Origin of the sequence: Halorubrum sp. Eb13, assembly GCF_002252895.1 — an archaeon.
GTDB lineage: Archaea > Halobacteriota > Halobacteria > Halobacteriales > Haloferacaceae > Halorubrum.
In genome coordinates, this window is the sequence record NZ_NHPE01000146.1 from 77,188 (window position 1) to 103,263 (window position 26,076).

Annotated in this window: 21 protein-coding genes and 1 pseudogene; 8 read left to right on the plus strand and 14 right to left on the minus strand. The window is 67.5% G+C overall.

Features of this window, described 5'->3' with window-relative positions; all coding sequences use genetic code 11:
- A pseudogene (locus DJ75_RS17375) lies at positions 1-1,035 on the plus strand (hypothetical protein); the annotation flags it as partial.
- A gap of 179 nt (positions 1,036-1,214) precedes the next feature.
- Here the strand turns inward: DJ75_RS17375 and DJ75_RS17380 are convergent.
- The 8 genes from DJ75_RS17380 to DJ75_RS17415 all read right to left on the minus strand — a co-directional run bounded on the left by DJ75_RS17380 (position 1,215) and on the right by DJ75_RS17415 (position 11,556).
- Complete coding sequence (locus DJ75_RS17380) at positions 1,215-2,990, minus strand: asparagine synthase-related protein (RefSeq protein WP_217900402.1); 1,776 nt, start codon at positions 2,988-2,990, stop codon at positions 1,215-1,217.
- Positions 2,991-3,024: 34 nt separating this feature from the next.
- Complete coding sequence (gene glmS, locus DJ75_RS17385; RefSeq protein ID WP_094525763.1) at positions 3,025-4,848, minus strand: glutamine--fructose-6-phosphate transaminase (isomerizing); 1,824 nt, start codon at positions 4,846-4,848, stop codon at positions 3,025-3,027.
- Positions 4,849-5,067: 219 nt separating this feature from the next.
- Complete coding sequence (locus DJ75_RS17390; RefSeq protein WP_094525764.1) at positions 5,068-6,018, minus strand: glycosyltransferase family 4 protein; 951 nt, start codon at positions 6,016-6,018, stop codon at positions 5,068-5,070.
- A complete protein-coding gene (locus DJ75_RS17395; RefSeq protein WP_094525765.1) occupies positions 6,015-7,052 on the minus strand; it encodes a DUF354 domain-containing protein in 1,038 nt (345 codons plus the stop codon). Before DJ75_RS17395 ends, DJ75_RS17390 begins: the two co-directional genes overlap by 4 nt.
- Before the next feature lie 70 nt (positions 7,053-7,122).
- Positions 7,123-8,508, minus strand: a complete 1,386-nt coding sequence (locus DJ75_RS17400; RefSeq protein WP_094525766.1) for a nucleotide sugar dehydrogenase — start codon at positions 8,506-8,508, stop codon at positions 7,123-7,125.
- A 1-nt stretch (position 8,509) separates the two neighbouring features.
- On the minus strand, positions 8,510-9,097 hold the full coding sequence (locus DJ75_RS17405) for an acyltransferase (protein ID WP_094525789.1): 588 nt from the start codon (positions 9,095-9,097) through the stop codon (positions 8,510-8,512).
- A gap of 375 nt (positions 9,098-9,472) precedes the next feature.
- The gene (locus tag DJ75_RS17410) at positions 9,473-10,450 is read right to left on the minus strand and encodes a Gfo/Idh/MocA family protein (RefSeq protein ID WP_094525767.1); all 978 of its coding nucleotides are present in this window, start codon (positions 10,448-10,450) and stop codon (positions 9,473-9,475) included.
- Positions 10,447-11,556 (minus strand): DegT/DnrJ/EryC1/StrS aminotransferase family protein, encoded by a 1,110-nt coding sequence (locus DJ75_RS17415; protein WP_094525768.1) that lies wholly within the window; start codon positions 11,554-11,556, stop codon positions 10,447-10,449. The genes DJ75_RS17410 and DJ75_RS17415 overlap by 4 nt, the downstream gene beginning before the upstream one ends.
- A gap of 727 nt (positions 11,557-12,283) precedes the next feature.
- Here DJ75_RS17415 and DJ75_RS17420 point away from each other — a divergent pair.
- A complete protein-coding gene (locus DJ75_RS17420) occupies positions 12,284-12,946 on the plus strand; it encodes a hypothetical protein (protein ID WP_094525769.1) in 663 nt (220 codons plus the stop codon).
- A 165-nt stretch (positions 12,947-13,111) separates the two neighbouring features.
- Here the strand turns inward: DJ75_RS17420 and DJ75_RS17425 are convergent, their stop codons facing one another.
- Entirely contained in the window at positions 13,112-13,417 is a 306-nt protein-coding gene (locus DJ75_RS17425; RefSeq protein WP_094525770.1) for a GYD domain-containing protein, read from the minus strand.
- Positions 13,418-14,182: 765 nt separating this feature from the next.
- Here DJ75_RS17425 and DJ75_RS17430 point away from each other — a divergent pair.
- Positions 14,183-15,349, plus strand: coding sequence for a helix-turn-helix domain-containing protein (locus DJ75_RS17430; RefSeq protein ID WP_094525771.1), 1,167 nt, complete (start codon positions 14,183-14,185; stop codon positions 15,347-15,349).
- A 122-nt stretch (positions 15,350-15,471) separates the two neighbouring features.
- Positions 15,472-15,786: a helix-turn-helix transcriptional regulator gene (locus DJ75_RS17435; protein WP_094525772.1), complete on the plus strand. Its 315-nt coding sequence runs from the start codon at positions 15,472-15,474 to the stop codon at positions 15,784-15,786.
- Between the two features lie 120 nt (positions 15,787-15,906).
- Here the strand turns inward: DJ75_RS17435 and DJ75_RS17440 are convergent, their stop codons facing one another.
- From DJ75_RS17440 to DJ75_RS17455, 4 genes are all read right to left on the minus strand, one after another.
- Positions 15,907-17,466, minus strand: a complete 1,560-nt coding sequence (locus DJ75_RS17440; RefSeq protein WP_094525773.1) for an alkaline phosphatase family protein — start codon at positions 17,464-17,466, stop codon at positions 15,907-15,909.
- A gap of 190 nt (positions 17,467-17,656) precedes the next feature.
- Positions 17,657-17,845: a hypothetical protein gene (locus DJ75_RS17445; RefSeq protein WP_094525774.1), complete on the minus strand. Its 189-nt coding sequence runs from the start codon at positions 17,843-17,845 to the stop codon at positions 17,657-17,659.
- 140 nt (positions 17,846-17,985) lie between these two features.
- Positions 17,986-18,759, minus strand: coding sequence for a hypothetical protein (locus DJ75_RS17450; RefSeq protein WP_094525775.1), 774 nt, complete (start codon positions 18,757-18,759; stop codon positions 17,986-17,988).
- Positions 18,756-19,589, minus strand: coding sequence for an LpxD N-terminal domain-containing protein (locus DJ75_RS17455; RefSeq protein ID WP_094525776.1), 834 nt, complete (start codon positions 19,587-19,589; stop codon positions 18,756-18,758). Before DJ75_RS17455 ends, DJ75_RS17450 begins: the two co-directional genes overlap by 4 nt.
- A gap of 340 nt (positions 19,590-19,929) precedes the next feature.
- Between DJ75_RS17455 and DJ75_RS17460 the strand changes: the two genes are divergently transcribed.
- Entirely contained in the window at positions 19,930-21,009 is a 1,080-nt protein-coding gene (locus DJ75_RS17460; RefSeq protein WP_094525777.1) for a glycosyltransferase family 2 protein, read from the plus strand.
- 222 nt (positions 21,010-21,231) lie between these two features.
- Positions 21,232-22,110, plus strand: coding sequence for a hypothetical protein (locus DJ75_RS17465; protein ID WP_094525778.1), 879 nt, complete (start codon positions 21,232-21,234; stop codon positions 22,108-22,110).
- A 453-nt stretch (positions 22,111-22,563) separates the two neighbouring features.
- On the opposite strand, the gene DJ75_RS17470 is transcribed toward DJ75_RS17465, so the two are convergent.
- Positions 22,564-22,749, minus strand: coding sequence for a DUF1328 family protein (locus tag DJ75_RS17470; protein WP_094525779.1), 186 nt, complete (start codon positions 22,747-22,749; stop codon positions 22,564-22,566).
- A 500-nt stretch (positions 22,750-23,249) separates the two neighbouring features.
- On the opposite strand from DJ75_RS17470, the gene DJ75_RS17475 reads away from it, so the two are divergent.
- Positions 23,250-25,013: a PAS domain-containing protein gene (locus DJ75_RS17475; protein ID WP_141212073.1), complete on the plus strand. Its 1,764-nt coding sequence runs from the start codon at positions 23,250-23,252 to the stop codon at positions 25,011-25,013.
- 59 nt (positions 25,014-25,072) lie between these two features.
- Positions 25,073-26,029 (plus strand): phosphoadenosine phosphosulfate reductase family protein, encoded by a 957-nt coding sequence (locus DJ75_RS17480; RefSeq protein ID WP_094525781.1) that lies wholly within the window; start codon positions 25,073-25,075, stop codon positions 26,027-26,029.
- Positions 26,030-26,076 lie beyond the last annotated feature (47 nt).

The following is a 26,076-nucleotide window of genomic DNA, read 5'->3' on the forward strand; positions in this document are numbered from 1 at the left end:
AGCGACGACAGCCAAACCAATGATGGCGGAAATAGTAACGCCGGTAGCCGGAACAGCGGTGACGGAAACACCGATGACGGCGGAGACGGGGACACTCGCCCCGCCGAATTCAACGTGACCGGGCTCAACGCCCCCGAGGACGCGACGGTCGGCGAAACGGTCTCCGTCGAATACACCGTCGCCAACGATGGCGGATCCGACGGCTCGACCGACGTCGATCTCTCGTTTGGCGACGAACAGGTCCAGTCGGACTCCGTCAGCGTGGACGCCGGCGAGCAGGAGACGTCTCGACATACGGTCAACACGAGCAGATACGACCCCGGAACGCGCCGGGTCGTCGTCGACACTGGCGACGACACGCGTGAGATTCAAATCGAACTGACGGAGAACGACACAGATGACGGAAACGCGACGGACAATGTAACCACGACCGACGGCGAAAACGCGACAGACGGCGGAAACACGACTGATAGCGGGAACACGACTGATAGCGGAAGCGCGACAGACGGCGGAAACACGACTGATAGCGGAAACACGACCGATAGCGGAAGCGCGACAGACGGCGGAAACACGACTGATAGCGGAAACGCGACCGATGGCGGAAGCGCGACAGACGATGTGAATGCGACCGACGGAGGAAACACGACTGATAGCGGGAACGCGACCGATGGCGGAAACGCGACTGATGGCGAAAACGCGACGGACGATGTAACCACGACCGATGGCGGAAACGCGACCGATGGCGGGAATACGACGGACAATGGGAATGCGACTGACGGCGGAAATGCGACTGACGGCGGAAATGCGACTGACGGCGGAAATGCGACCGACGGCGGAAACGCGACCGATGACGGGAATACGACGGACGATGACGGGAATACGACGGACGATGGCGGGAATACGACGGACGATGACGGGAATACGACGGACGATGACGGGAATACGACGGACGATGACGGAACCACGAGCGACGACGGTGGAATTCTCGGAACAGACCTCTTCGCCCCGCTAGCCTCCCCGCTATCAACTGCCTAAAAGACGGTGAGAGCGGGCGATACGCCCGATCGCAACTCCGGGGAGGCGAGCGAAAACGGTGCGGCGTCTTGCCACGGCTGCTATCCTGTCACGACCACTGGGCGATCGGGTTCGGACGGGCGTCTCCGCTCTGGGAACGACGTCGCACGGAGGTCGAGAGGCGGTCCGGAGGCGCCGCCTCAGTCCAGGCTGAACAGCGATTCCGGATCGTGATCGGTCCCCGTCGCGCACTCGAGCCACACGAGCGCGTCGTTGATCCGGAGCTTGATCCGCGGCGGTAATCGGTGTACGTCAGGTGAGTCCGGAAAGAGCCGCCCGTCCATCCCGGCGGCGGCGTAAATCTCGTCTCGGTCGGGCCACGGCGTTCCCGGCGCGTCGACGCCGGGGAGGGTTCGCCTGAGGAACCCCTCTATCTGGTTCAGCATGTACGACTCGTGCGGCCGGTCCGGCGGTCGATGCCTCAGGATATCGTCGTCGATGAGCCCCAGCGCCCGCTGGAACGTCTCCCCGTTCCGGTGCTCTGGCGGCGTCGAGAGGTGCCAGTCGAGTATCTCCGCGTCGGCCGCGATGAGGCTCTCGACGTGGTTGTCGGCGATCTGCGTTCGGAAGGGGAGCGCCGGCGTGAGCTGGATTCCGAGCATCGCCATCGCGTTCAACGTCGAGTCGCACCGCTGGCCGTAGCTCTGGATGGCGGTCGTGACCGACTCCTCGAACAGCTCGTCGACGGTCCCGTCCCAGTCATCGCCGCCCGCGAGCGGCGCCCCGTCGCCCCAGAAGCCGAGCCGCGTCCGGTAGTGGTCGACCGGGTCGGGATCCGACTCCAGCCCCCCGATCGGGAGCGAGTGACCGACGGCGTCGATCGTGCGGGACGGGACGTAGTGGTCGCGCAACACGGTGTCGAGGAACAGCCCGTGGTACATCTTCGACGGCGTGAGCGCGTCGCGGTTGCCGCGGTGGTGGATGTGGAGCGATTCCCGTATCCCGCCGGTGTACCGGACGACGTCCGGGTCGGCGTCGAGGTAGCGGTCCGTCACCGGCAGGAGTTCGTGGTCGACGCCGTACTGCGTCGCGACCTCCCGGGCGACTCGCACTTCGGGCGCCGTGGGCGTCCCGAGGGTGTAGCTGACGTCGATGTCCGACACCGTCGCGAGCAGCAGCCGCGAGTCGTAGCCCGCGCTCGCCAGCGCACCCGCGGACGCGCCGTCGCCGTCGCGACGGGCGACCGCACGCTCCAGCCGTTCCGCGAGGTCAGCCGCGTGGTCCGCCTGCGAGCAGTCGCGCGGTCGATACACGAAGCGTTCCAGTTCCGTCGTCGACCGCTCGCCGAGCGCGGCGTCGAAGGGGACCCGCCGCAGTCGTTCGAGCAGCGTCCTGTTCTCGAAGCTCACGCCGAAGTGGACGAACTGGTTCAGCGCGCGGTCGTCGATCGACGGGTCCTCGACGAGCCGCGCGACGCCGACCGGGTCGGTTCCGAACGCCCGGTACCCGTCTCGGTCCGTGACGTAACACTCCACGGATCGGAGGAGGTCCGGGGCGATCGCAGCGGTCCCGTCGTGCTCCACGGCGACGAGATAGGCGCCGTTGAGCTCGTCGAACGCGTCCGTCCCGACGACCGCGAACCGTTCGTAGACCCACTCGGCCGCGTCGATATCCGTCGACTCGGGCGGGAACAGCTCGCCCCAGACGACACAGCAGCCGTCCGGGCCCTCGTACACGTGACACCGTTCGCGGTGGCGGCCCTCGCTCCCGCGGAGGCCGATCGTCACCGTCTCGCCGGCGACGACCCTGTCGAACTCCGTCGCCGGCCGACTCGCGTCGAGGCGTTCGCGATCGCCGAAGACGCCGAACAGCTCGTCGTTCATCAGCCCCGATTCGCTCGGTGACGAGGTGGTTCCCGGTCGGGATCGGGCCGGTTCGTCGTCCGACGGGGGCGTTTCGACTGTGGCGTCGGTCATCGGTCGCATCTCGCGGTCGTGTCGGTGCTCACTGTTAGTTGACCGTCACGCTCTTCGCGAGGTTGCGCGGCTTGTCGATCGGGCGATCCAGTAGCTTCGCGGAGTAGTACGAGACGAGCTGGAGCATGACGTTCGCCAGCAGGCCGTTGAGGTCCGGGTGCGTCGACGGGACGCGAACGACTTCGTCGGCGAAGTCGACGTCGATCCCCTCGCCCGCGACGGCGATCACGTGCGCGCCCCGCGACTGGGCTTCCGTCGCGTTGATGCGGGTCCGCTCGTCGTTCTCTCCGGTGAAGAGGGCGAACACCGGGACGCCGTGGGTCACGAGCGCCAGCGGGCCGTGCTTCAACTCGCCGGAGGTGAACCCCTCGGCGTGTTCGTAGGTGATCTCTTTGTACTTCAGCGCGCCTTCGAGCGCGACTGGGTACGCGAGTCCGTGGCCGATGAAGAAGTACTCCTCCTGATCGGTGTACCGTTCGCAGAGATCGGTGACGCGCGAGGTGGACACGACGTCGTCGATCTGCCCAGGGAGCCGGGAGAGCGCCGCCACGAACTCCTGCGTGTCGTCTCGTGGGGTCGCGCCATCGATGTCGGCCGCGAACTCCTCGGCGAGCATCGCGAGCGTGACGACCTGCGAGGAGAACGTCTTGGTCGCCGCGACGCCGATCTCCGGACCGGCCCGGATGTACACCGTCGAATCCGCCTCCCGCGAGACGGTCGACCCGACGACGTTCGTGACGGCGAACGTCCGGGCTCCGTCGCGTTTCGCGGCGTTGAGTGCGGCGAGCGTGTCCGCCGTCTCGCCGCTCTGCGTGACCGCGATGACCAGCGTTTCCTCGTCTTTCGGGACGGTGTCCCCGTACTGGCTCGCCCGGTACGACGTCGCTCGGATGCCCCTTTTGTTCAGGATCCTCGCGCCGTACATCGCGGCGTGGTACGACGTTCCACAGGCGACCAAGTGGACCTCCTGAACGTCGGCGAACGACCCGTCCGGGAACGACTCGAACTCGATCATCCCGCCGTCCGGATCGGCCCGCCCTTCCAAGGTGTCGGCGAGGGAGGTCGGCTGCTCTTCGATCTCCTTGATCATGAAGTGATCGTACCCTCCCTTGCCGGTCTCGCCCGCGCTCCACTCGACCGTCTCGACCGGTCTCTCCCGCTCCGTCCCGCCCCGTTCGAGGAACGAGTAGCCGTCCGGGGAGACGGTGAGAACGTCGCCGTCTTGGAGGTACACCACCTGATCGGTGTGCTCGAGAAACGCGGGCACGTCGCTCGCGAGGTAGTAGCCGCCCGCCTCGGCGTCGTCGCCGATCCCGAGCACGAGCGGGGAGCCTTCCCGCGCCGCGTATACGGTCTCTGACCCCTCGATCAGGACGGCGATAGCGTAGCTCCCCGCTATCCGGTCTACCGTCTTCCGGAACGCCGTCTCGGGGCCGTCACCCCGGTCGAGGTACCGTTCGATGAGGTGGGCGACGACCTCGGTGTCCGTGTCGCTGGTGAACCGGTATCCGCGGCCGCGGCACTCCTCTCGGAGGGTCTCGTAGTTGGAGATGATCCCGTTGTGGACCACCGCGACGTCCTCAGACCCGCTCGTGTGCGGGTGGGCGTTCTCGTCGGTCGGCGGCCCGTGGGTGCTCCAGCGCGTGTGCCCGACGGACATCTCCCCATCGGGGAGCCCGCGGGAGAACCGCTCTTCGAGGTCGCTGATCTTCCCGGCGCGCTTGCGCACTGCGATGCCCTCGGCCGTGCTGACGGCCACCCCGGCGGAGTCGTACCCCCTGTACTCGAGGTTCTTGAGGCCGCTCAGAACGCGGTCGGCCGAGTCGTCGACCCCCACGCACCCGATGATACCGCACATCTCAGTGCTCACCCCTTCGGACGGGAGGCGTTCGACGTTCGTCGCGGGCTGTCGTCGTTCTCGAGCCGGGCGCTCGAGCGGTGTCCGACGTCGGCTCATTGGAGACTGCCATGCGTACCACGGCCTATCGGTGTTATCGGGGATTACTATCGAGAGGCTAAGCGGGCGACTTTCGGTCGTTCGAAATCGTTCGCTCGGACGCCGCCCGCCCGGAATCGCTTACTCGGACGATAACCGAGCGCCGTCGGTCGCGAGAAGGGCGCTGTAGATCGAGTGCAGATCGGTCGCCATACGCTCCGCCGTATGCGCTCTCACGCGCTCGCGGCCGTTCGATCGGCCGGCGGACCGGAGCGTCGCGTCGAGCGCGTCGGCCAGTTCGTCGTCGGTGTCGGCGACGTGGCTGTTCTCCACGTCGGCGAGCGTCTCGGCCGCGAACCCGACGTCGGTCGAAACGACCGGCACGTTACAGGCGGCCGCTTCGCGGACGACCATCGGACCGCTCTCGCGCTCGGAGGTAACGAGGAGGACGTCACAGGCGTTCATGAGGTAGGGCATCTCTTCGTACTCGCGCCCGTGGATCGCCTTGATCTCCGCGTTCACCACGGCCTCGGAGACGACCCGCTGTGCGCGTTCGAAGTCCTTCACGTCCCGGTCCGTGTCGTACGGGAAGAGGACGAACCGCTTCGACTGGTCCCACCCGAGCCGTTTCCGCGCCTGGGTCCGGTCGATGGGCCTGAACAGCTCGAGGTCGACGCCGAACGGGACGACCTCGTGGTCGCAGTCCAACCGCCGAGAGACGGCTTCATTCGGGGCGATGACGGCGTCGCTGTGTCGAGCGGCGAATCGGGTGACCCGGTCGAGCCGGTTCGAGTATCCCATCACTTCCGACCCCCACAGCGTCAACACGACCGGGCGAACCGGCTGTGCGAGCGCGAGCGGCCCGACAAGCCCGTAGTTCGCGTGGACCAGATCGTACGACCCGCTCGCCTCGGCGAGGACGTCGCCGTACGTCTCCGCGTACGCGCTGATCCCCCGGGGGTCGCCCTCGGCGGCGTCGCCGCGGACGACGAGCGTCGTGCAGTCGACGCCGCGTTCCTCCAGCGCGTCGACCTGCTGGGTGAAAAACGCCTCCTCGGACGACGCCAGCTGCAGGACGCTGAGGTCCGTCACGCCGGCACCCCCTCCACGCCGAGTGCCCGCAGTATCGAGCGGTGCGGGTCCGTCTTCTCGTCGAGCAGGCGGTCACGCCGCGCCTCGAAGTCATGGTCCTCGTCACCGTTCAAGACGCGTTCCGCCGTCTCGATCGCCCGGTCGTGTCGGAACGAGCCCTGACAGTTGTACAGCAGCCCGTATCGCGCCTCGAGCTCGTCGGTGTACCCCATCCGGAGCGTGTTGACGTACACCGCGGGCGTGCCGAGCACGGCGCTCTCGGCCGCCATCGTCGCCCCCTCACCGAGATACACGTCCGCGTGCGCGAGCAGGTGGTGGACCTCCTCCGGCGGGACGTCGAGGGCGCGATCGTCGAGATCGCTCGACGTCTGCACCTCCGAGGTCACCCGGACCTGCGCGCCGGCCGCCTCCAGCCGTTCGACGACGTCGGTCACGTCGGCCATCCCCCCGGCGCCGACGTCGTGCATCGCGTCCCAGTCGGTGAGCCGGACGACCGCGAGCGGCTCGGCGGGGTCGACTCCTGCCGCCTCCGGCACGCTCGGGTCCGGGTCGAACCGGTTCGGATGCAGGTACGCGAGTTCGTGATAGCCCGCGTATCGGGCGTGTTTGGGGCCGAAATCCCGATGGAAACAGTCCGGCGTGTGGATCGCGTCGGCGAACGGCCTCGTGAGCGCGTTCGACAGTCTCGCGTGTTCGGTGTCGGTGAACGCGACGGTTCTGGCGCCGGCCACCGTCCCCGCGTGGGACGCGGAGAGGCCGCCGATCCCCGTCACGACGTCCGGGCGAAACCGGAGCAGTCGACGGAGCAGTCGGGATTCGAACAGCAGCTGCGACGTCACGAGACCCCCCATCGACCCGTTTGCGGTGTCGGTCAGCACGGTGTGCTCGATGCCGAACGCGTCGAGCAGCGCGGTCGTTATCTCCGAGTCGCGAACGTAGACCCGCGTCTCGTGGGCGGTCGGTTCGAGCGCCTCGATGACGTGCCGGTAGAAATGCACGTGCGGCGGTCGTTGGATCGTCACGGCGATCTTCATGCTTCCCCCGCCGGGACGGTCGTCCCGCCGCGATCGGTCGCGCTCCGACGGGCTCGGGAGGCCGTCGAGCTCATAACCGTCGGTACTCGTAGCCGGCCCGGCCGATCTCGTCCCTATCGGCGACGCCGTCCACGTCGACGAACACCGGGTCCGAATTGAGCGATTCGGCCACCCGCTCGTAGTCGAGATCGGCGAAGGCGTCGTGCGGGGTCGCCAGCACGATACCGTCGAAGTCGTCGAACGAGCCCAGGGTCGCCGTCTCGGTCCCGAACGCGTCGGCGATCACCTCGTCGTCGACCACCGGGTCACAGACCGCGCAGTCGACGTCGTACTCGCCGAGCGCGGCGACGAGGCTCTTCACTTCCGACGTTCGAATATCGCCAACGTTCGGTTTGTACGCGGCCCCCAGGATCAGCAGCCGGGCGTCCCTCGGGACCGTTCCCACCGCGTTGAACGCCTTGACCGTGACCTCCGCGACGTGTTTCGGCATGTACTCGTTGACCTCCCGTCCCTGGAAGATGAGCTTCGGAGAGAACCCGGCCCGCTCGGAGCCGTGGGCGAGGTAGAGCGGGTCGACCGGGATGCAGTGGCCGCCGACGAGGCCGGGACTGTAGTCGTGGAAGTTCCACTTGGTCGCGGCGGCGTCGATCACCTCGCTCGTGTCGAGGCCGAGGTGGTCACAGATGATGGCCATCTCGTTCATCAGGGCGATGTTGAGGTCGCGCTGGACGTTCTCGAGCACCTTCGCCGCCTCGGCGGTCTCGATCGAGGGCGCCCGGTAGACCCCGGCGTCCACGGCGGAGTCGTACAGGGCGGCGAGCTCCTCGAGCGACCTCGCGGTGTCGGCGCTCACGATCTTGACCGCCTCCTGCAGCGTTCGCCCCTGATCCCCGGGCGAGAGCCGCTCCGGCGAGTAGCCGACGTGAAACTCGTCGCCGAGCGTGAACCCGGAACCCTCCTCCACGATCGGCGCCACGGTGTCCCGCGTGACGCCGGGGTACACCGTCGACTCCAACACGATCGTCGTGTCCTCGCTCACGTGTTCGGCGACGGTCTCCGCCGCGCTCCTGACGAACGCGAGCTCGGGGTTCTGCCCGCTGTCGAGCGGTGTCGGAACGGTGATGAGGACGTAGTCGGCGTCGCGGATCGCCGTCGGGTCGTCGGTGAACCGGATCTGGCTGTCGGCGATCCGGTCGTCTCCCAGCTCCTCCGTGGGGTCGCGGTCGTTCCGGAACTCCGCGACTCGGTCCGGGTCGATATCGTAGCCGACGATGTCGTACCCCTGCTCGTCGAACGCGACCGCGAGCGGGACGCCGACGTAGCCGAGCCCGACGACACACACCGTCGCGGACTCGACGTCGGGCGCGCGGTCGGCCGTCGACCGCTCGTCCGCGGCGCGTTCGACGACGCCGTCGGCGTAGCTTCGCTCGCGGCTCGTGGAAGGCGTCTGGTACATGTTACACCGAGTTCCGCTGCCGGAGTGCGTTCGGAAGCGGTTCCGTGTCTGCCGGGCTGCCGACGGCGAGCTCCTCGGCGCCCACGTCGTCCGTGACGACGGCGCCGGCGGCGACGAACGCGTCCTCCCCGACGGTGACGCCCGGAAGAACGGTCGCGTTCGCCCCCACGCTGACGCCGTCTTCGAGAGTCGGTCCCTCGAGGTCGGTCTCCGCTCGCACCGGGTACGGGTCGTTCGTGAGGACCGCGTGCGGACCGACGAAGACGTCGTCGCCGATCGTCGTCTCCGACGGGACGTACGCCCCGGTCTGGATGCTCACGTCCGACCCGACCGTCGTCCGCCCGTCGATCACGGCCTTCGTCCCGAGGAGGACGTCGTCGCCGATCCGGGTCTCCTCGCGGACGAGCGCGTCGTGACCCGTCTGAAACCGGTCGCCGACGACCACGTCGGCGTAGACGACCGTCCCCGACCGAACGGTCGCTCCGTCGCCGATAACCGCGGGCGGCGCGGACTCGTCGTGGACGTAGCCGACGAGACGGGGATCGTCGATCGCGACGTCGTCGCCGAGCACGACGTTGGGTTCGCTCATCCGATCCGGGTCGTCGCGCGGTCGGTCTGAGTCGTCGCGTATCCAGTCAGGCTCGTCGCGTATCTGGTTTGGCTGGTCGCGTCTCCGGTCTGGCTCGTCGCGCATCCGCTCGGGTTCGTCACGCATCCGGTCACCGCTCGTCCGCCGATCGGCGGATGTACACGAGGAGCGTGACGGTGACGAGGGCGATACCCGCGGCGACTGCTGATTTCGAAGGCATACTCGTCACACCCTTCCCCGTGACGGGGGATTATTATGGGGGCCCATAGGCCAGTCGCGAGTCGGCGAATCGCGCTTACGAGTGTCGTAAGGGCCCGCCGCGCGACTTCTCCGCGACGCGGTCGTATCGGTCGCCGAAGGGGTCCCGGCTCGGGCTCACGCCGTCCGTTCGATCTCGAACTCCTCGACGGGCGTGCCGATACCGTCGATCCGCTGGGCGAGTTCGACGGCGCGCAGCCCGTCTTCCCCGGTAACGAGCGGCTCCTCGTCTTCCCGGACGGCCGCGATGAACGACGAGAGCTCCTCTTTCAGCGGCTCGTGGCGTTCGACGACGAGGTTCTCGACGACCGTCTCGTGACGGTAGTTGACGGAGCCGGTGTCTCGGACGTACTCCGGGACCGAGCGCCGGCAAATCTCGATCGATTGGTCGATGAAGTCGACCTCGATCTTCCGGTCCGCGCCGGAAACGACGAGCTCGCGGATCTTCTCCTGCGTCACTCTGCTGGCGGTCAGCGTACCGATCGCGCCGGACTCGGACCTGACCGTCGCGGTCGCGTACTCCCCGTCGCCCGTGCTCGCCGCCGCGACCTCCGCCGGTTCGTCGAGGATCTGTAAGAGCAGGTCGATGTCGTGGATCATGAGGTCCATCACGACCGAGTCGTCGATCGCCCGGTCCGGCGGCGGTCCGAGCCGACGGGCCTCGACGGCGCGGATCTCGACGTCCGGAAGCAGGGTGAACAGCTCTCGGACCGCCGGGTTGAACCGCTCGATCTGCCCGACCTGGACCGTGACGCCCCGCTCGTCGGCGTACTCGAGGAGGGAGCGTCCCCGGTCGACGTGTTCGACGAACGGTTTCTCCACGAGCACGTCGACGCCGGCGTCGATACACTCGCGCACCGCCTGGAAGTGGTACTCCGTCGGGACGGCCACGGTGACGACGTCGGCGGCGGACAGGAGCTCCGCGAACGACAGCGCCCGACTCCCGTACTCCGTCGCGACGCGCTCGGCGCGCTCCGAATCGACGTCGTGAACGCCGACCAGCTCGGCCCCCGCGAGTTCGTCGTACGCGCGAACGTGGTTCTGTCCCATGCTGCCGGCCCCGATGACGCCGGCTCGGACGCGGTCGGGGCTCATCGGGGCCCCTCCGGCCCGTCGGCCGAAAGCGCCCGGTCGATCGCCTCGGCGATCGCCTCGATATCCGACGCGGACACATTCGGATGAACCGGAAGCGACAGCACTTCTCCGGTCGCTCGCTCCGCGACGGGTGCGCTCGCGTCGACCCCCGAGTAGCTCTCCAGCTCGTGGAGCACCGTCGGATAGTAGACGCCCGACTCGATCCCCGCCTCTTCGAGCGCGTGCCGGAGCCGCTCGCGATCGCTCGTGCGCACGGTGTACTGGTGGTAGGCGTGTCGGCGTTCCGCGGGCTCGGTCGGCGTCGTCACCGGCGTCTCCGCCAGCCGGTCCGTGAGGCGGGCGGCGTTCGCCCTGCGCCGTTCGACGAACTCGGGGAGCTTCTCGAGTTGCGCCCGGCCGATCGCCGCGGCGAGGTTCGTCATCCGGAAGTTGTGCCCCAGCGTCGCGTGTTCGTACGACCCGTCTCCCCTGCCGTGGTCGATGAAGCGGCGGACCCGGTCGGCGACGTCGGCGCTGTCCGTCGTCACCATGCCGCCCTCCCCGGTCGTCATGTTCTTCGTGGGGTAAAACGAGAAACACCCCGCGTCGCCGATCGCGCCGACGGGCCGCCCGTCGTACGTCGCCCCGTGCGCCTGCGCGGCGTCCTCCACCAACGCGGCGTCGTGGGCGTCGGCGATTTCGCGGAGCCGTCCGAGGTCGGCGGGCAACCCGTACAGGTGGACGGCGAGGATCGCGTCGACGTCGCCGCCTTCCGACCGGATCGCCGCCTCGACCGCGTCAGGGTCGAGGTTGTACGTCTCCGGGTCGACGTCCGCGAACACCGGCGTCGCTCCCGTGAACCGGATCGCGTTCGCCGTCGCCACGAAGGAGAGCGGCGTCGTCACGACGGCCGACCCGTCGCCGACGCCGACGGCTCTGAGGGCGGCGTGAAGCGCGGCCGTCCCGTTCGCGGTGGCCACCGCCCGGTCGACGTCACAGTGCTCCGCGAACGCCGATTCGAACGCGCGGACCTCGTTGCCGTCCGCCAGTTGGCCCGAGGCGAGCACCGATTCGAGGCGTTCGCGCTCGGCCGTTCCGACGGACGGATCGGCGATCGGCACCGTCATCTGACCGGTCCCGGCGAGCCGCGGTCCAGTCGATCTATCGGCACGGTAGTCGCAGCGGTCGTCGCAAACATCGGTAGGATGATCTCTCGGAGCCACACCGCATTATTATCGGTCAGGTAACCGCTTCCCCCCGTCTGCGGGCAGTTTCGCGGTCGACGGGTCGGGATCGCGCCTCGATCCCCCGGCCGCCGGCCGGCGTCACCGACCGACGTCGCCGGCGGCCGTTTCCGTTCCCTGAGCGACGCGCACTCCGGGGACGAGCGTCGGGAGCGCTCCGGTCGGCCCGCACGCGCCCCTGTCGCCCGCACGCGCCCCGGTCGGCCCGCATGTCCCCACTCGCCCGCACGCTCCCCGGCACGGGCGGACACCGGCATTACGCCGGTCCCGGTCCGGGGCCGGCGCCCGACCTATCGCCGACCCGAGAGGCGGGCCGCCGGTCCGTGGCTTAGGCCGATCCCAACCGCCAGATACCGCGTGGGATTACACCGCTACTACTGTAATGATAGACGGTCGATACTGTTCGGAACAAAATCGCGGGACGTGACGACTCCGTCCGGTCTCGACAATATATCTCCGCGTACGTGTTCGTGAGACGAATCGGCTGCGCAACCTTATCGAGTTGACTGAAACTCGGTGAAAAGGTGAGTAAGATGGCGTAATCCTCCACAAATGTATCTCCCTTTTTTCTATCTGTAGATAATTGTATCCAGTTGAGGTCGAGACAGAGATGAAAGCAGCATCTAAATCAGACGGCGAACCGACACCCTCGGAACCGGACCAAGAGACCGACGACGACGTGTCCGTCGACTCGCTTCCGGGTATCGAGGACGCCGGTTCCGACACGGAACCGCTCGAATTAGACGACGTGTTTCACGTCCTACAGAACGAGCGTCGGCGGAACGTCCTCCGCTACTTGGACGACGTCGACGACGTCATCGAGATGCGGGACATGGCCGTTCAGATCGCGGCGTGGGAGAACGACACGACGGTACAGCGGCTGCACTCGGACCAACGCCAGCGCGTGTACATCGCGCTGTACCAGTCTCACCTCCCGAAGCTGGACGACTTGGGGCTCATCGACTACAACAAACCGCGCGGCTACGTCGAGCCTCGGCCGCGGCTCGACCGGGTACAGCGGTACCTGAATCCGGAGCCATCGACCGAGAGCGCACCGGCCGAGACGGCCGCGACCTCGGCGGAAAACGAGCGGCGCGAGACGTTCCTCAAGACCGCGGGCGGCGCCGGGCTCCTAGTGGCCGCCGGCTGGGCCGGGCTACTGACGCCGCTGCTCTCGGGACTCTCCGTCGCGACCGTCGTGCTCGCGATATTCGTCGGCACGGTCGCGTACGCGTACCGCTCCGAACTCGTTCCGTCATCCGCCGAGAACTGAAGGGCGACCGAGAACCGCGCAGAGATCGACACCGGACAAGAACTGAACGGCGACCGACACGCGCCGAGCGACGACGACTCTTTGTTTCGCGGGAGCGACCGGACGCGGCGAGCGGACCGAACGGCGGTGTCCGATGCGACGCTCCGTGCCAGTCGCCGCTCCGACTCAGAGGTCCTCGACGAGTTCACCGAACGCCTCTGTCGGGACCACCTCCATCGACTGGACGTCGAGGCCGTGCCGCTCCATGATCAGCGAGGCCTTGAAACAGACGTCCCGGCTCGGCGCGTCCAGCAAGACGAGGAAGTCGTGTTCGCCGAGGACCGCGTACGAGTGCGTGACCTCGGCACCGACGTCCGTACACTCCTGCCGTATTGGTCCCCAGATCGCGGCGAGCTCTTGGGGGTTCTGCACGTCCGTCGTCCGGATGTCCGCGAGGAGCGCGTACTCCGTGAACTCGTTCTGGTGTGGCATCGCCTCATCTCGACGGTCCCGAGGCTAAGTTATGAGGCCGTTAACTCCCTCACCGCCCGCCTCGGTCCCGAGCGACCGCTTCTGACGCGAGAGCGTCGCAGCCGCGGCCCGGTGCGACGAGCGCCCACTCGGCTTCCGAGGTTCACTGACCGTCAGAGGGCCCGTCCGTGGGAGCCCGAGCCTTACGTCATACGTAACGGGCTTCGGGCCGCGTCCCGAGCCGCGGCCGGTCGCCTGAGGAGCGTCATAATAATACAGACGGGCGACGATTCTCGCCCGAATGGGACTTTCTGAAACGAACGAAGTCTGCGACACTCTCAGAGGCGACGTCACCTCCGTTCCCGCCTCTCTCCGCGCTTCCGCGCTCCCGGCACTCCGCGTCGCTCACGACGCGTTCGGTCACGGCCCGCGGACGGCGGGCGGTCGCGTCGCGTTCGACGACGGTCGGTTTCGCGCTCGTCCGAGTCGTCCCGCGACGGTGCGCGACGGTATCTCCGAGGGAAACATTAATTTAGGCACAACGAACTACCTCAAATCAACGAGAAAGTGTGTTCTGGAGACCTCTCAAAATCACCCCGATGGCCACACGTGAATACGCATCGTCCCCGCTCCGTCTCATGCCCGAGTCGCCGCCGAACGCCCGGCGGCTCCGACCGAGCGCTCGGCGGCTCCGACCGATTGCCTCGCGACTGAGAGCCCCGTTCACAGGTCGTGCGAGCAGGGGGCGGCGCCGATCGTCCGCCGCGGGCCGCGGGGCCTGAGATCATGAGCGAGACTGGCGAGATCGGCCGAACCGCCGTCGTTTGCCTCGTTTTCGTCGCGCTGGTGTGCTCGGGCGCGATGGCCGGGGTCGGTCAGGCGTCGCTGGCTGAGGGCGCGACCTCGGGACCTGCCCAGACCGACTCTGGCGGTGCCGTGATCCAGAACGTGACGCTCGAGGGCGACGGTTACATCGAGTCGCAGTACGAGACGATCGACGACCACCCGGGCCCCCCGTTCGTCTGGCAGGAGGAGGGGCTCCGATTGAACGTCACCGTCGCGTCCGGCAACGACAGCGGGTCGTTCGATCTCTGTGGACGGGGGTTCAGAGAGGGCGATGACTCGTCGGTCTCGTTCGACTGCGTGGAGGTCGAACTCTCCGCCGACTCCACCCGAACCGTCCGCCTCTCCACTGACTCCTGGCCGAGTAACGCGACCGGGAATCACACCGTCCTCATGGAGCTGTCCGACCCGGGCCTCGACGAGAACGACGTCGTCGACGAAGCGACCCTTCAGGTGAGGGTGATCGAGAAGGAGGGCGATCTCACCGGCGACGGACTGACGAACGCGGAGGAGTTCAAACACGGGACGGACATCACGACCCCCGACACGTCGGACAACGGACTGACCGACTGGGAGGAGGTGAAGAAGTACGGAACGAACCCGCTGGTCCGCGACACGACGGGCGACGGCGTCAACGACGCGACGCTCGTTCGGTTGGGACTCGATCCGACCGAGCCGTACCTGCTCCACCGGATTCTGGCCGCGGTGCTCCTCGGTCTGATAGCGATCGGCTGGGTGGGCGTGATGGCGGTCCGTAGATACGGAGGCGGAGGAGCGGGCGCGAGCGGCCAGTCCGACGGCTCGGGCACCGACGGCCCCGGGCCGGATCGGGACTCGGCCGACGAGACGACCGGCGGGGATCCGTCGCCGATCGACCAGTCGATCCTGACGAACGAGGAGGTCGTCTGTCGGCTGCTCAAGCGTAACGACGGGCGAATGCGACAGAGCGAGATCATCGAGTCGACGGAGTGGTCGAAGGCGAAAGTGAGCCGCGTGCTGTCGGACTTAGAGGAGGAGGAGGTCGTCAAACGCGTCAGGATCGGTCGCGAGAACGTCGTGGATCTCCAGTCCGACGTCGACGGCCTCGAGCTCTCGGACCAACAGGAGTAGCGATCCGACCGGAACGGCCGAAGCGGCTCGCGGCGCTTCGGCGTCGCGGTCGCTTACGTGGGTTCTAAGTTCCGTAACGATGTCGACGAAGTAAATGCCTGACCCGCGTACGACGAGTACGAATGATGGACTTGACCGCGTTTCAACGCGATCTCCTGTTCACGACCTTCGGGTTGGAGGAGCCGAAGGGGGTCGAAGTGAAAGAGGCCGTCGAGCGGTACTACGGGTCGGACGTCCTGCACGGCCGGCTCTACCCGAACCTCGATGCACTCGTCGAGAAGGGCCTCGTGGAGAAGGGTAGTCACGACCACAGAACGAACAAGTACATGCTCACGGAGCGGGGGAAACAGCAGCTCAAATCGCGGATCGAGTGGGAGCTTTCGAACGTCCCAGACGGTATAAAAACCGGGATCAGGTCGCTCCCCGAACGGCAGTGACGGCGGTTCCGGCGATCGACCCTCAACCCGCGGCGACGGCGAGCGGCCACGACCCGGACGGCCAGCGGCCACAGCTTGCGGCGACGGCGAGCGGCCACGGCCTGCGGCGACGGCGAGCGGCTACGGTAGCGTCGTCCCGTCCACAGCGGGATACGGAGCGGTTCCGGTGTCCGACACCATCGGGAGCACCGTCCCGTCCATCCGGTCGCTGTACGGGACGCCCATCGCCGCCATGACCGTGGGAGCGACGTCGAAAATGTGTGCGTTGTTGACCGCCGCGTCGGGCGCAACGCCGTCGCCCGCGGCGATCAGGACCCCCTCGAGCTTGTGGTTCCAGGGCTCGGTCGGTGGGCCGAACTGGTCTCCGAGGAGCTGCGCCGACAGGAACTCGGAGAAGTCCCGCGGGACAGTGACGATGTCGACCGCGTCCTCAGCGAACGGCCCGCTGAAGTACCGCTCTCTGGGGGCCACCTCCTCGAAGACGGGCTTCCCGTCGGGCGTCTGCACGTCGTTGAGCTGGTCCATCAGCTCCGTTCTGACCGCCTCGTACTCCTCCCGAGCGACGACGCCGTCCGGCTCCCGCCCCTCCAGGTTGATCCGGACGCCGAGTTCGGTTCGCGCGCGCATGTACGCCGTCGACGCCTCGAAGTCGACCTGCTTGCTCGTCGCCCGGACGACGCCGTCGGGGACGTGCCGGCGGACGGCGTCGGCCATACCCACGTGCTCGAGCCGGTCGAGGAGGGCTCGGGGGTCGACACCGACGCGGCTGACGCCGCGGGCGAGCCGCCCCGCGAGACCGGGGTCCCACGACCGGTCGGCGTCGCCGTCCCTGAGCTGGTTCCGGATCGGGTTCCACGACGGCATCCCCTTCCCCCCTTCGGAGACGTTGAGGAACCCGCGGTCGCGGAGGAACTCGTTCACTCTGAACTCGAAGTTCTCGTACTGTCCGATCCCGTGATCGCTCACCAGGAACACGCAGTCCGGGTCGCAGGCGTCGAGGATCGCGCCGATCTGTTCGTCGGTCTCCTCGTAGATGCGGCGGACGTGCTCCGGATCCCCTTCGAACTCGTGAAACACCGTGTCCGTCTTCTGGAACTGGACGAACCCCAGATCCGGGTCGAACCGGTCGGCGAGGTATCTGAACGCGTCGCCCCGCATCCGCGCGAGTCGGCGGTACTCGTCGATCTTCTCCTCGTCCGAGCGCCGTTCGTCGTCGCGGGAGTAGCGCGGGTACACCCGGTACTCTCCGATCTCGTCGACGAGTTCCTCGAAGAGCCCTTCCGGGTGGCACCGCGGCTCTTCCGGCGCCATGAACCCCGGGACGATCGCCCCGTCGATGTCGGCCGGCGGATAGGTCACCGGCGCGTTGACGACGACGCTCGATCGACCGTGGTCGTCGAGCAGTTCCCAGAGCGTCCGCGCTCGGACGTGGTCGGCCGTCGAGACCTCCCAGTCGTAGCCGTCGAACGTGACGAATCCGTACACGCCGTGCTTTCCGGGGTTCGATCCGGTGTATATCGACGGCCACGCGCTCGGCGTCCACGGCGGGATCTGCGATTCCAACTCGGTGGAGAGCCCCTCCGCGGCGAGCGCGCTGATGTTGGGGATGCTGTTCGTCTCACGGAGGTCGTCGAAGACGGGGCGACAGCCGGCGTCGACGCCGATGATCAACGCCTTCATCGTGTCACCGGTGCGCTCGTCGCCGTCTCGTCGCTCGGAGCCGACCGCGACACGACGTTTCGCGAGAGGTCGAGGCCGACGCGGCGTCTGTTCTCCTCATATGTCGATCACCACCGGTGGCGTCCACTTGCTTATGCGGCAGGTAAGCGGCCGCACCGAGGGCCCGTTGAACCCCGCGTTCCGTACCCGCTCACCGCACCTCGTCGAGCGAGACGAACGAGTCGCCCCGAGCCGAGACCCACACCGTTTCTCCCGACACGTCCGTCTCGGGGAAGTGACGGAAGATGATGCACTCGTCCGGCGCGTCGTCGTTCGCCAGGATCTCGGCGACGGTATCGATCGCCCCGTACTCCGTCGTCGGGCTCGGTCGTCGGATCATCGCATTGAGACGGATCGGCACGGGCGCCTTTAATTATCCACAGAGTATCCACGCCGAAACGGTCGACGAACGGCAACACGACGACGTGGAACCGCCTCGTGGCCCGTCACGCCGGCTGGACCGTCGTCGAACGGATGGGATCAGCGATCGGCCGCCGGCTCCCTCTCGGGAAGCTCGACCGGCGGGTCGAACTTCTCGCGGAGGTGCTGGTCGGTGAGCAACCGCTCGGCGTAGCCGACGTTTTCGTCGATGCTGGACGTCACCCGCTCGGTGTACGGCAGGTCCGTCTCGCCCCACAGCCCGGGGTGCGTGAGGAGCTGTACCCGCTCCGACAGCCGCGTGTCGAACGGGTGGCTCTCGCGCCAGCGCTGTCCGGAGTCGGCCACGTACGTCGCCTCGGAGAAGAACCGCGGCTCGTACGTGGTCGCCAGTCGGTCGAACGTCCGGTCGATCACCCACTCGGGCGGACAGTGGAACGACACCGGATCGCACACGTTCTCGGCAGCGAGCGACAGCGCCGACCGCTCCGCGGTCACCCGCTCTCGGAGCTCCTCTGGCGACGGTCGGCGCGACCAGTGCTGATGGGTGCTGAAGTGAACGCCGACGTCGTGGCCCAGCGCGTCGATCTCGTCGATCACCGCGCGACAGACGGCGTCGAAGACGTTGTACAGCGGATTCGACACGAGAAAGAAGTACGTCGATCGGAACCCGAGGTCGGCCTCTATCCGACCGATCTCCAGCGCCTTCCTCGGCGAGAGGTCGACGTCGTGACGAAGCAGGAGGTCACCGTCTCCGACGTCGCCCTCGAAGGACGACGATTCGTACCCGTGGTCCGACAGCCACACCAGCGCGCGCTCGTACCAGTCGTAGGTGAACTCGACGCCGTCGAGCGCGGGCGTTTGGGAACTGCTCATTCGGCGCTCACCTTCGAGCGGTTCCGGGCGGGAGACCCGACGACCGTCTCCCCGGCCGGAACGTCGTCGAGGACCGTCGAGTTGATGCCGACCTCGGCCCCGGAGCCGATGTCCACTCCCGTCGCCACGGCCACGTGCGGCTGGATCACCGCCCCGTCCCCGACCGTCACCCGACCGGAGAAGCCGGTTCCGTACGCCACCGTGACGTTCTGGCCGATCCGGACCTGATGGGCGACGTGCACGTTGGCGCTCAGTTTGGCGTTCCGACCGATGACGGTCTCGTCGAACACCGCGCGGTCGACTGTCGCGTTCGCCCCGATTTCGGCGCCGTCCTCGATCCGGACGCGACCGCGGTGGGGTAACCTTCGAGGCACCCCCTCGTCGTCGCGCCCGAACCCGAAGCCGGGGCACCCGACGCTCGCTCCCGCCCGAATCGAGCAGTCGTCGCCGACGCGGACGTTGGCGCCGATCGCGGCGTGAGGGCCGATCCGCACCCGGTCGCCGATCTCCGCGTCGTCGTGGACCGACGCCGTCGGATGGACGCCGTCTCGGTCGAGCGGTTCCTCGGCGAGAAACTCGTTCGCCGCGACCGCGAACGCCGTCCGTGGCTCGTCGGTGACCAGTTGCGTCGTCCCCGCGACCGCACCGACGGTCTGGGGGCAGAGAACGGCGCCAGCGTCCGTTTCACGGACGTATCTGGCGTCGTCGTACACGCAGAAGGCGAGGTCGCCCTCGTTCGCGGTCGCGAGCGAGTCGACCCCCGTGACGGAGACGGGCGGTCCGACGTGCTTGGCGTCGACGTGACGGGCTATCCGCTGTGAATCGGTCATCCCGGACGGCCCTCGAACGCGGAGCGCTGATCGGCCGATCGGCACCCGACGATCGGCGACGGGCCCCTCAGCGTGCGGACGCGTCCGCACGCGGGCACCGACCCCGGCGCGGGCGACGGTAACCCGAGTGCCTGCGAGACGGACGGATCGGCACCCACTGTCTCCTGATGGTCGCTCATGGTCTCGGCTTGGCCATCGAGTCGCTCCCATTTCCTTATCGCGCGGTTAATGTCGCGAGAGCGGATCGAACGGCCGATAAACCGGAGTGCTCGCGGACGTGAGAGCGGCATATCGGTCTCATAATAAAGCCGCGAACCGCCGCAGACCGACGTACCAGAGAATGTACGAGGGACACACCGTCGCCGCCGTCATCCCCGTCTACAACGAGGAACCGTTCATCGGCGAGGTCATCGAAACGCTTCCGACGTACGTCGATCGCGCGTACGTCGTCGACGACGCTTCGACCGACGACACGTGGAGCGCGATTCAGGCCCGCGCCGACGGCGGGGTCCCGGTCGATCCCTCCGCCCGAAACGGCGACGTCGACGGCTCCGACGTCGCGGCCGAAGAGTCCGGCGCTCGCGACGAGGCCGGCGGCCGCGCCGCCGCCGCCGACGGCGAGGACGGGGGATCCCCGACGGTCGTCCCGTTGCAGCACGAACGGAACAGAGGCGTCGGCGGAGCGATCAAGACGGGATACAAGCGATCGGTCGCCGACGGGACGGACATCACGGTCGTGATCGCCGGCGACGGGCAAACGGCCCCGGACGTCGTCGAGCGCATCGTCGAGCCCGTCGCGGCGGGTCGGGTCGACTACGCCAAGGGGAACAGAATGCTGACGCGCGAGGAGATGCCAGCGTTCCGGCAGATCGGAAACGCGACGCTCGCGCTGCTGACCCGGATCGCGAGCGGCTACTGGAAGGTGAACGACCCGCAGAACGGGTCGACGGCGATCTCTCTGTCGGCGCTCGAAACGCTCGAAATCGATGAACTGTACGAGGATTACGGCTTCGTCAACGACCTGCTCATCCGTCTCAACGTCCACGAGATGCGGGTCGCCGACGTCCCCCGACGGGCCGTCTACGAGGACGAAACCAGCCACATCTCGTACACCTCTTTCATCCCGAAACTGTCGATCCTGCTGTTGCGAGGGTTCCTCTGGCGACTGCGAGTGAAATACCTCCAGCGCGACTTCCACCCCCTCGCGTTGTGTTATTACGTCGGGGCCGGGACGTCCGCGCTGGGGGCCGCGTCGGTCGGAGCCGACGCGCTGAGGGACGGACCGTCCAGGGGAGACGGGAGGGTCCTGTTCGCGCTCGGGTGGCTGTTCATGCTGCTCGCCATGGTGTTCGACCTGGACGAGAACCGGGACCTCCAAGAGATCGGAGCGACGGCGGAGAACGGCCGAGACGACGAGTGAGCGCCGTCATATCGCGGGAACTCGCCCGGCGTCGAACGCGCTGATCGGTGTCGAACGCGCTGATCGGCGTCGCCCTCGCGCCGCCGACCGTCCCGAAGCCGTCGGTCTGAGAACTCCTTCGCGCCGCGCTTCCGACCGGTTAAGCGGCGGTAAGTATCTCGGTTACTGTCAGGTCAGTGATTTTTTATATAGGAGTGAGGCGTCCGTCGATGCGAGAACACGATGGCAGACCAACCGCGGCCCGAAGGCGAGAACGAGAGCCGGTCGCGGCGGTCGGTGCTCCGCTCGCTCGGCGGAACCGGCGCGACCCTGCTCGGCGGCGTCGGGGCCGCGGCCGCCGGCGGCGTCGGAGCGTACCGGCGCGACCGGGCGTCCGAACACAGCGGCGGCGACGGGATCCCGGACGAACTGAAGCGGTCGGAGGCGTTCCACGAGCGTCTCGTCGACCGCTTCGGCGCCGACTCGTTCGAGGGGCTGGAGGTCGGCCGGACGGACTTCCTCGTCGACGCGAGATACGTCGGAACCGCGGCGGTAGACGACTCCGTCAAGCGTCGTCTGGAGGCGCTGTTCCGCGACAACGGCATCCACATGCAGTGGCTCGACCACCCGGACCGGATCGACGAACGGCGGTTCCTCGAGTCGTACGGGAACGACGTGCACAGCATCCTCTGGGCGACCCAGAGCTTCTACGCCCGCGAGGTCGAGGCGGACCTGAAAAACGTCGCCTTCCAGCTCGTCGTCGTTCCGGGGCGGCGCGAACCCCCGCACGTGGGGCGCGTCTACTGCCACCTCTCCGACGGGTTGCGCGATCGGTGGAACGACGGGTGGGTCAACGGCATGAACGCCGGGAACAGGGCCGTCGTCGGCCACCGCGACTCGCCCCGCGAACAGGCGCGCTTAGCGCTCCACGAGATCGCCCACCTCGTCCTCTGTCACGACGACGATCCGGCGAACACCGGGGAGATGGGGACCCAGCAGCGACTCGACCTCACGGACGACGAGTGGACGGAGCTGCGAAACGGTCTCGACGCGGTCCGGGACACCACGGGGTACGATGTCGCCTTCCGGCGGTGCTCCTGGACGGAGTACGTGCCGGCGTGAGCCGCGACGCGCCGCCCGCCCGTTCGCACCCGGGCGCCGACGGCCCGGCTCTCGCTTCGGACCGGCGACGGGATTACGGACAAAAAGCAGGAGGGTGGCGGTGCGGCAGTTGCGCGCGGATCCTGTGACGCTTCCCCCTTTCGGAGTGGCAGGGAACTCAACTCCGATCGGCTGTGCCGGAAGTGTCGTCCACTTCGGCATCGAACGATACGGCCGGCACCAGTATTATTATCAGGATGGTAAACGCCGGGATCGCGGGCTCCGCTCCGGGAGTCGGCGGCCGTCGTCCGCTCGCGGGACCGACTGTGACTCCGCGACGGAGGAGTGACCTCGCGGAAGGCGGCGTTTCGGCCCTCCGAGATGAAAGGTGAGAGAACGGGAGGGAATGAGACGAAAGGTGAGAGAAAGAGAGAGAACGAAAGTGAAGGCGTCAGCGCGGCCGCGAGAGGGAGATCAGAGGAACAGCGAAGCGACGAACAACACGAGGAACACGAACACGAAGATCTTGGCGATGCGCATGGACACCCCTGCCACGCCTCGCAGTCCGGCCACCGCGGCGAGGACGGCGAGAACGAAGAACAGCAGCGCTATCTCGATGAACCCGCCGCTCTGTAACGCCACGAAGTCGGCGTACTGCATCAACGAACCGACCTCCGGATTCGATCGACACCCAGACGTCTCGGTCCGCTCGCCGTCAGTAGTTGACGCATGGATCCGAATTGTGCCATCGGGCCCTTGATTATCTGTCTGATAATTCGCACCGATCGGCGGCGGTCGAGTCCGTGGCCGCGCGGCGGCGTCAAGCCCCCGCCCATCGAGAGTCGCCCGAGTCCGCCGACCGCACTCCAACCGGCTCCCGCTCTGCGATATAAATGACTATTTTATGTCACTCCTTCCACCGCCGAGCCTGAGCGCCGCGGAAGGGGTATGCTTTTCCGACGACGGTGCCGATGTCCCGTGTCGAAGTCAAGTTCGCGTGTAAGGGGCCGTCACGGCCGCGTAATGATCGACAGCTGATACGATACCACGGATACATGAACGAAACGGTGTTGTACGTCGGTACGGAAGCCGAGGGACTGCGACGGGTTATCAACGACCGGGAGCCGGCGGATCGCCCAAACGCCTTCACGACGACGAGCGTGAGCGACGCGGTCGATCGGCTGATCGGCGGCCGGTTCGATCGGGTACTGCTCGGTTCCGGCACCGAAACGCGCGACGTTCGAGTACTGCTTCGACTGGCGGACACCGACCCGTCGCTGACGACGCTCTCTCGACGAGAGGCGCACGAATCGCTCGACGACGACCTGGCCGCGCTGGTCGACGGGACGTTCGACCCGGACGACCCCGAGTCGGACGGCCCGCTCGCCGCCGTCGGTGAGTCCGTCGGCGACGCCGCGTCTGGGGAGGTCTCCGCGACACGGCCGACCGCCTCGACCGACGACGCCGTCGACGACCCCCTCACGGAGTCCGCGACCGGGATCGCGTGCGTCGATCGGGACGGGACGTACCTCTGGGTGAACGACCGCATGGCGGACAGTATCGACGGGCCGGACGGGGGCGTCGTCGGGCGTTCGCTGCGGGACGCTCCGCCCGAGGATCTCACCGCCGATCTGCCGGAGCTCTGGGCGCACGCGGTTCGAACCGGAGCCAAACAGCGGACGGTCGTCTCCGACGGCCCATCGTCGCGATCAGTCACGATCCGTCCGATCGACGGGGACCGGTATCTGCTGCTCGAAGAGCCCCACGAACCGGAGTTCGCGTTCACCGGGAAGTACCTCGATCGGCTCGCCGATCTGTTCTTCATCGTCGATTTCGACGGCAGGCTCGTGTACTGGAACGAGGCCGTCTCCGAGGTCACCGGCTACAGCGACGTCGAACTCGGTGAACTGGACGCGTTCCGGCTGTTCGACAGCGGCGATCGCGATCGCGCCGTCGAGGCCGTCGAGAGGGTCCGGTCGGACGGCGAACACTCGATCGAACTTCGATTGGCCACGAGCGACGGTGAGACGATCCCGTACCAGTTCTCCGCCTCGGTCGTCGAGGACGACGCCGGACGCCCGCTGTACGTCTGCGGCATCGGGCGCGATATCACCACGAAAATAGAGATGCAGGCGGAGATCGAGTCGGTCGTCGACGATCTCCGGGAGTCGAACGCCGAGCTGGAACGCTTCGCGTACGTCGCGTCCCACGACCTCAAGGAGCCGCTCCGGACGATCCAGAGCTTTCTCAGGCTCCTCGAAAACCGCTACGGAGACGAGCTCGGCGACGACGGGTCGGAGTACGTCGAGTTCGCGATTGACGGCGCGGCCAGGATGTCGTCGATGATCGACGACCTACTCGAATACTCCCGCGGCGGCGGCGAGGTGTCCTTCGAGGCCGTCGACACCGAGGCGGTGTTCGAGGAGGTGATCGAGAACCTCCGGTCGACAATCGCCGAATCCGGAGCGAGGATCACCGCCGGCTCCCTTCCGACCGTCGCGGCCGACAGGACCCTCGTCGTCCAGCTGTTCCAGAACCTCGTGGAGAACGCGATAACACACGCCGACGGTCGGCCGCAGGTACACGTCACCGCGGAGCCCGCTGGCGAGATGGTCCGGTTCGCGGTGGCGGACGAAAACGGAGGGATGACCGAGGCGGAAACGGAGGGGATATTCGAGATCTTCTCCAGCGGCCACGACGAGACGGGGTCCGGTATCGGGCTGGCGACGTGCGAGAAGATTGTCGAGAGCCACGGCGGATCCATCGGCGTCGAGTCGGAGGCGGGGGTCGGCTCCGTGTTCCACTTCACGCTCCCGAAAACCCCTCCTTCCGGCGGCGAGCAGGGTGACGCCGCCGCGGTCCCCGCGGACGCCGTCGGATCGGTCGACCCGTCGACCCACGGCGACGGCGGCGCGCAGCGCTGAGGGGTCCCGACATTAGGGACCGCTTCATAATGTGGGTCGGTCGCGTGAGACCGAACGATATGACACGGACCCCGGAGCACGCGGACGTCGATTACGGCGACGGTGCGGACGAACTTCCCACCGACTACCCGACGTTCAGCGACAAGGCGGCCAAGGCGTTCGACGTGGCTCACCGAGCGCTCGAGGCGTACGACGACCCGGCGGTCGTCTGGACCGGCGGAGCGGACTCGACGCTGACGCTCCACGTCGTCCGCGCGGTCGCCGACCGACGCGGATACGACCGACCGCCGGCGGTGTTCCTCGACCACTTTCAGCACTTCCCGGACGTCGTTGAGTTCGTGGAGCGATGGGCGGACGAGTGGGGGATCGACCTCCACGTGGCTCGCAACGAGGACGTGGCGGCCAACGCGACCGACCCCGGTGACGAGGTCCGCGTCGCGGACCTGAACGAAGCGAACCGCCGACACGTCCGGGACGTTCTCAAATACGACGGCGAGACGTTCCCGTTCCTCCTCGACGGCTACGTGGGCAACCACCTCCTCAAAACGGTGCCGCTGAACGACGCGATCGAGACCCACGACGTCGACGGCGTCGTCTCCGCCGTCAGGTGGGACGAACGGGGGGCCCGGACCGACGAGACGTTCTTCTCGGCCAGTCGATCGGCCGACGCGCACCCGACGCACGACCGCGTCCATCCGATCCTCCCGTTCACGGAGGCCGACGTGTGGGAGGCGATGTGGACTGAGGTCGTCCCCGCCACGGTCCCCGAATTCCCGGAGGAGGGACGCCTCCCCGAAAGCGCGGCCGATCTCCCGGACGGGGTCGACGTCGAAGACGTGCCGGTCTCCGGCCGCTACTTCGAGGGGTACCGGTCTCTCGGGAGCGCCGTCTCGGCCGAGAAGGAGGACGACTCCCCGGCCTGGGTACAGGAGCGTGCGGGGACGACCGGGCGGACCGGCGGCACGCGGGACGACGAGGACCTCATGGAGCGGCTCAGCGACCTCGGGTACATGTAGGTCGGACGGAATCGGAACGGGGCCGAATCGACGAGCGAGGGCCGGGT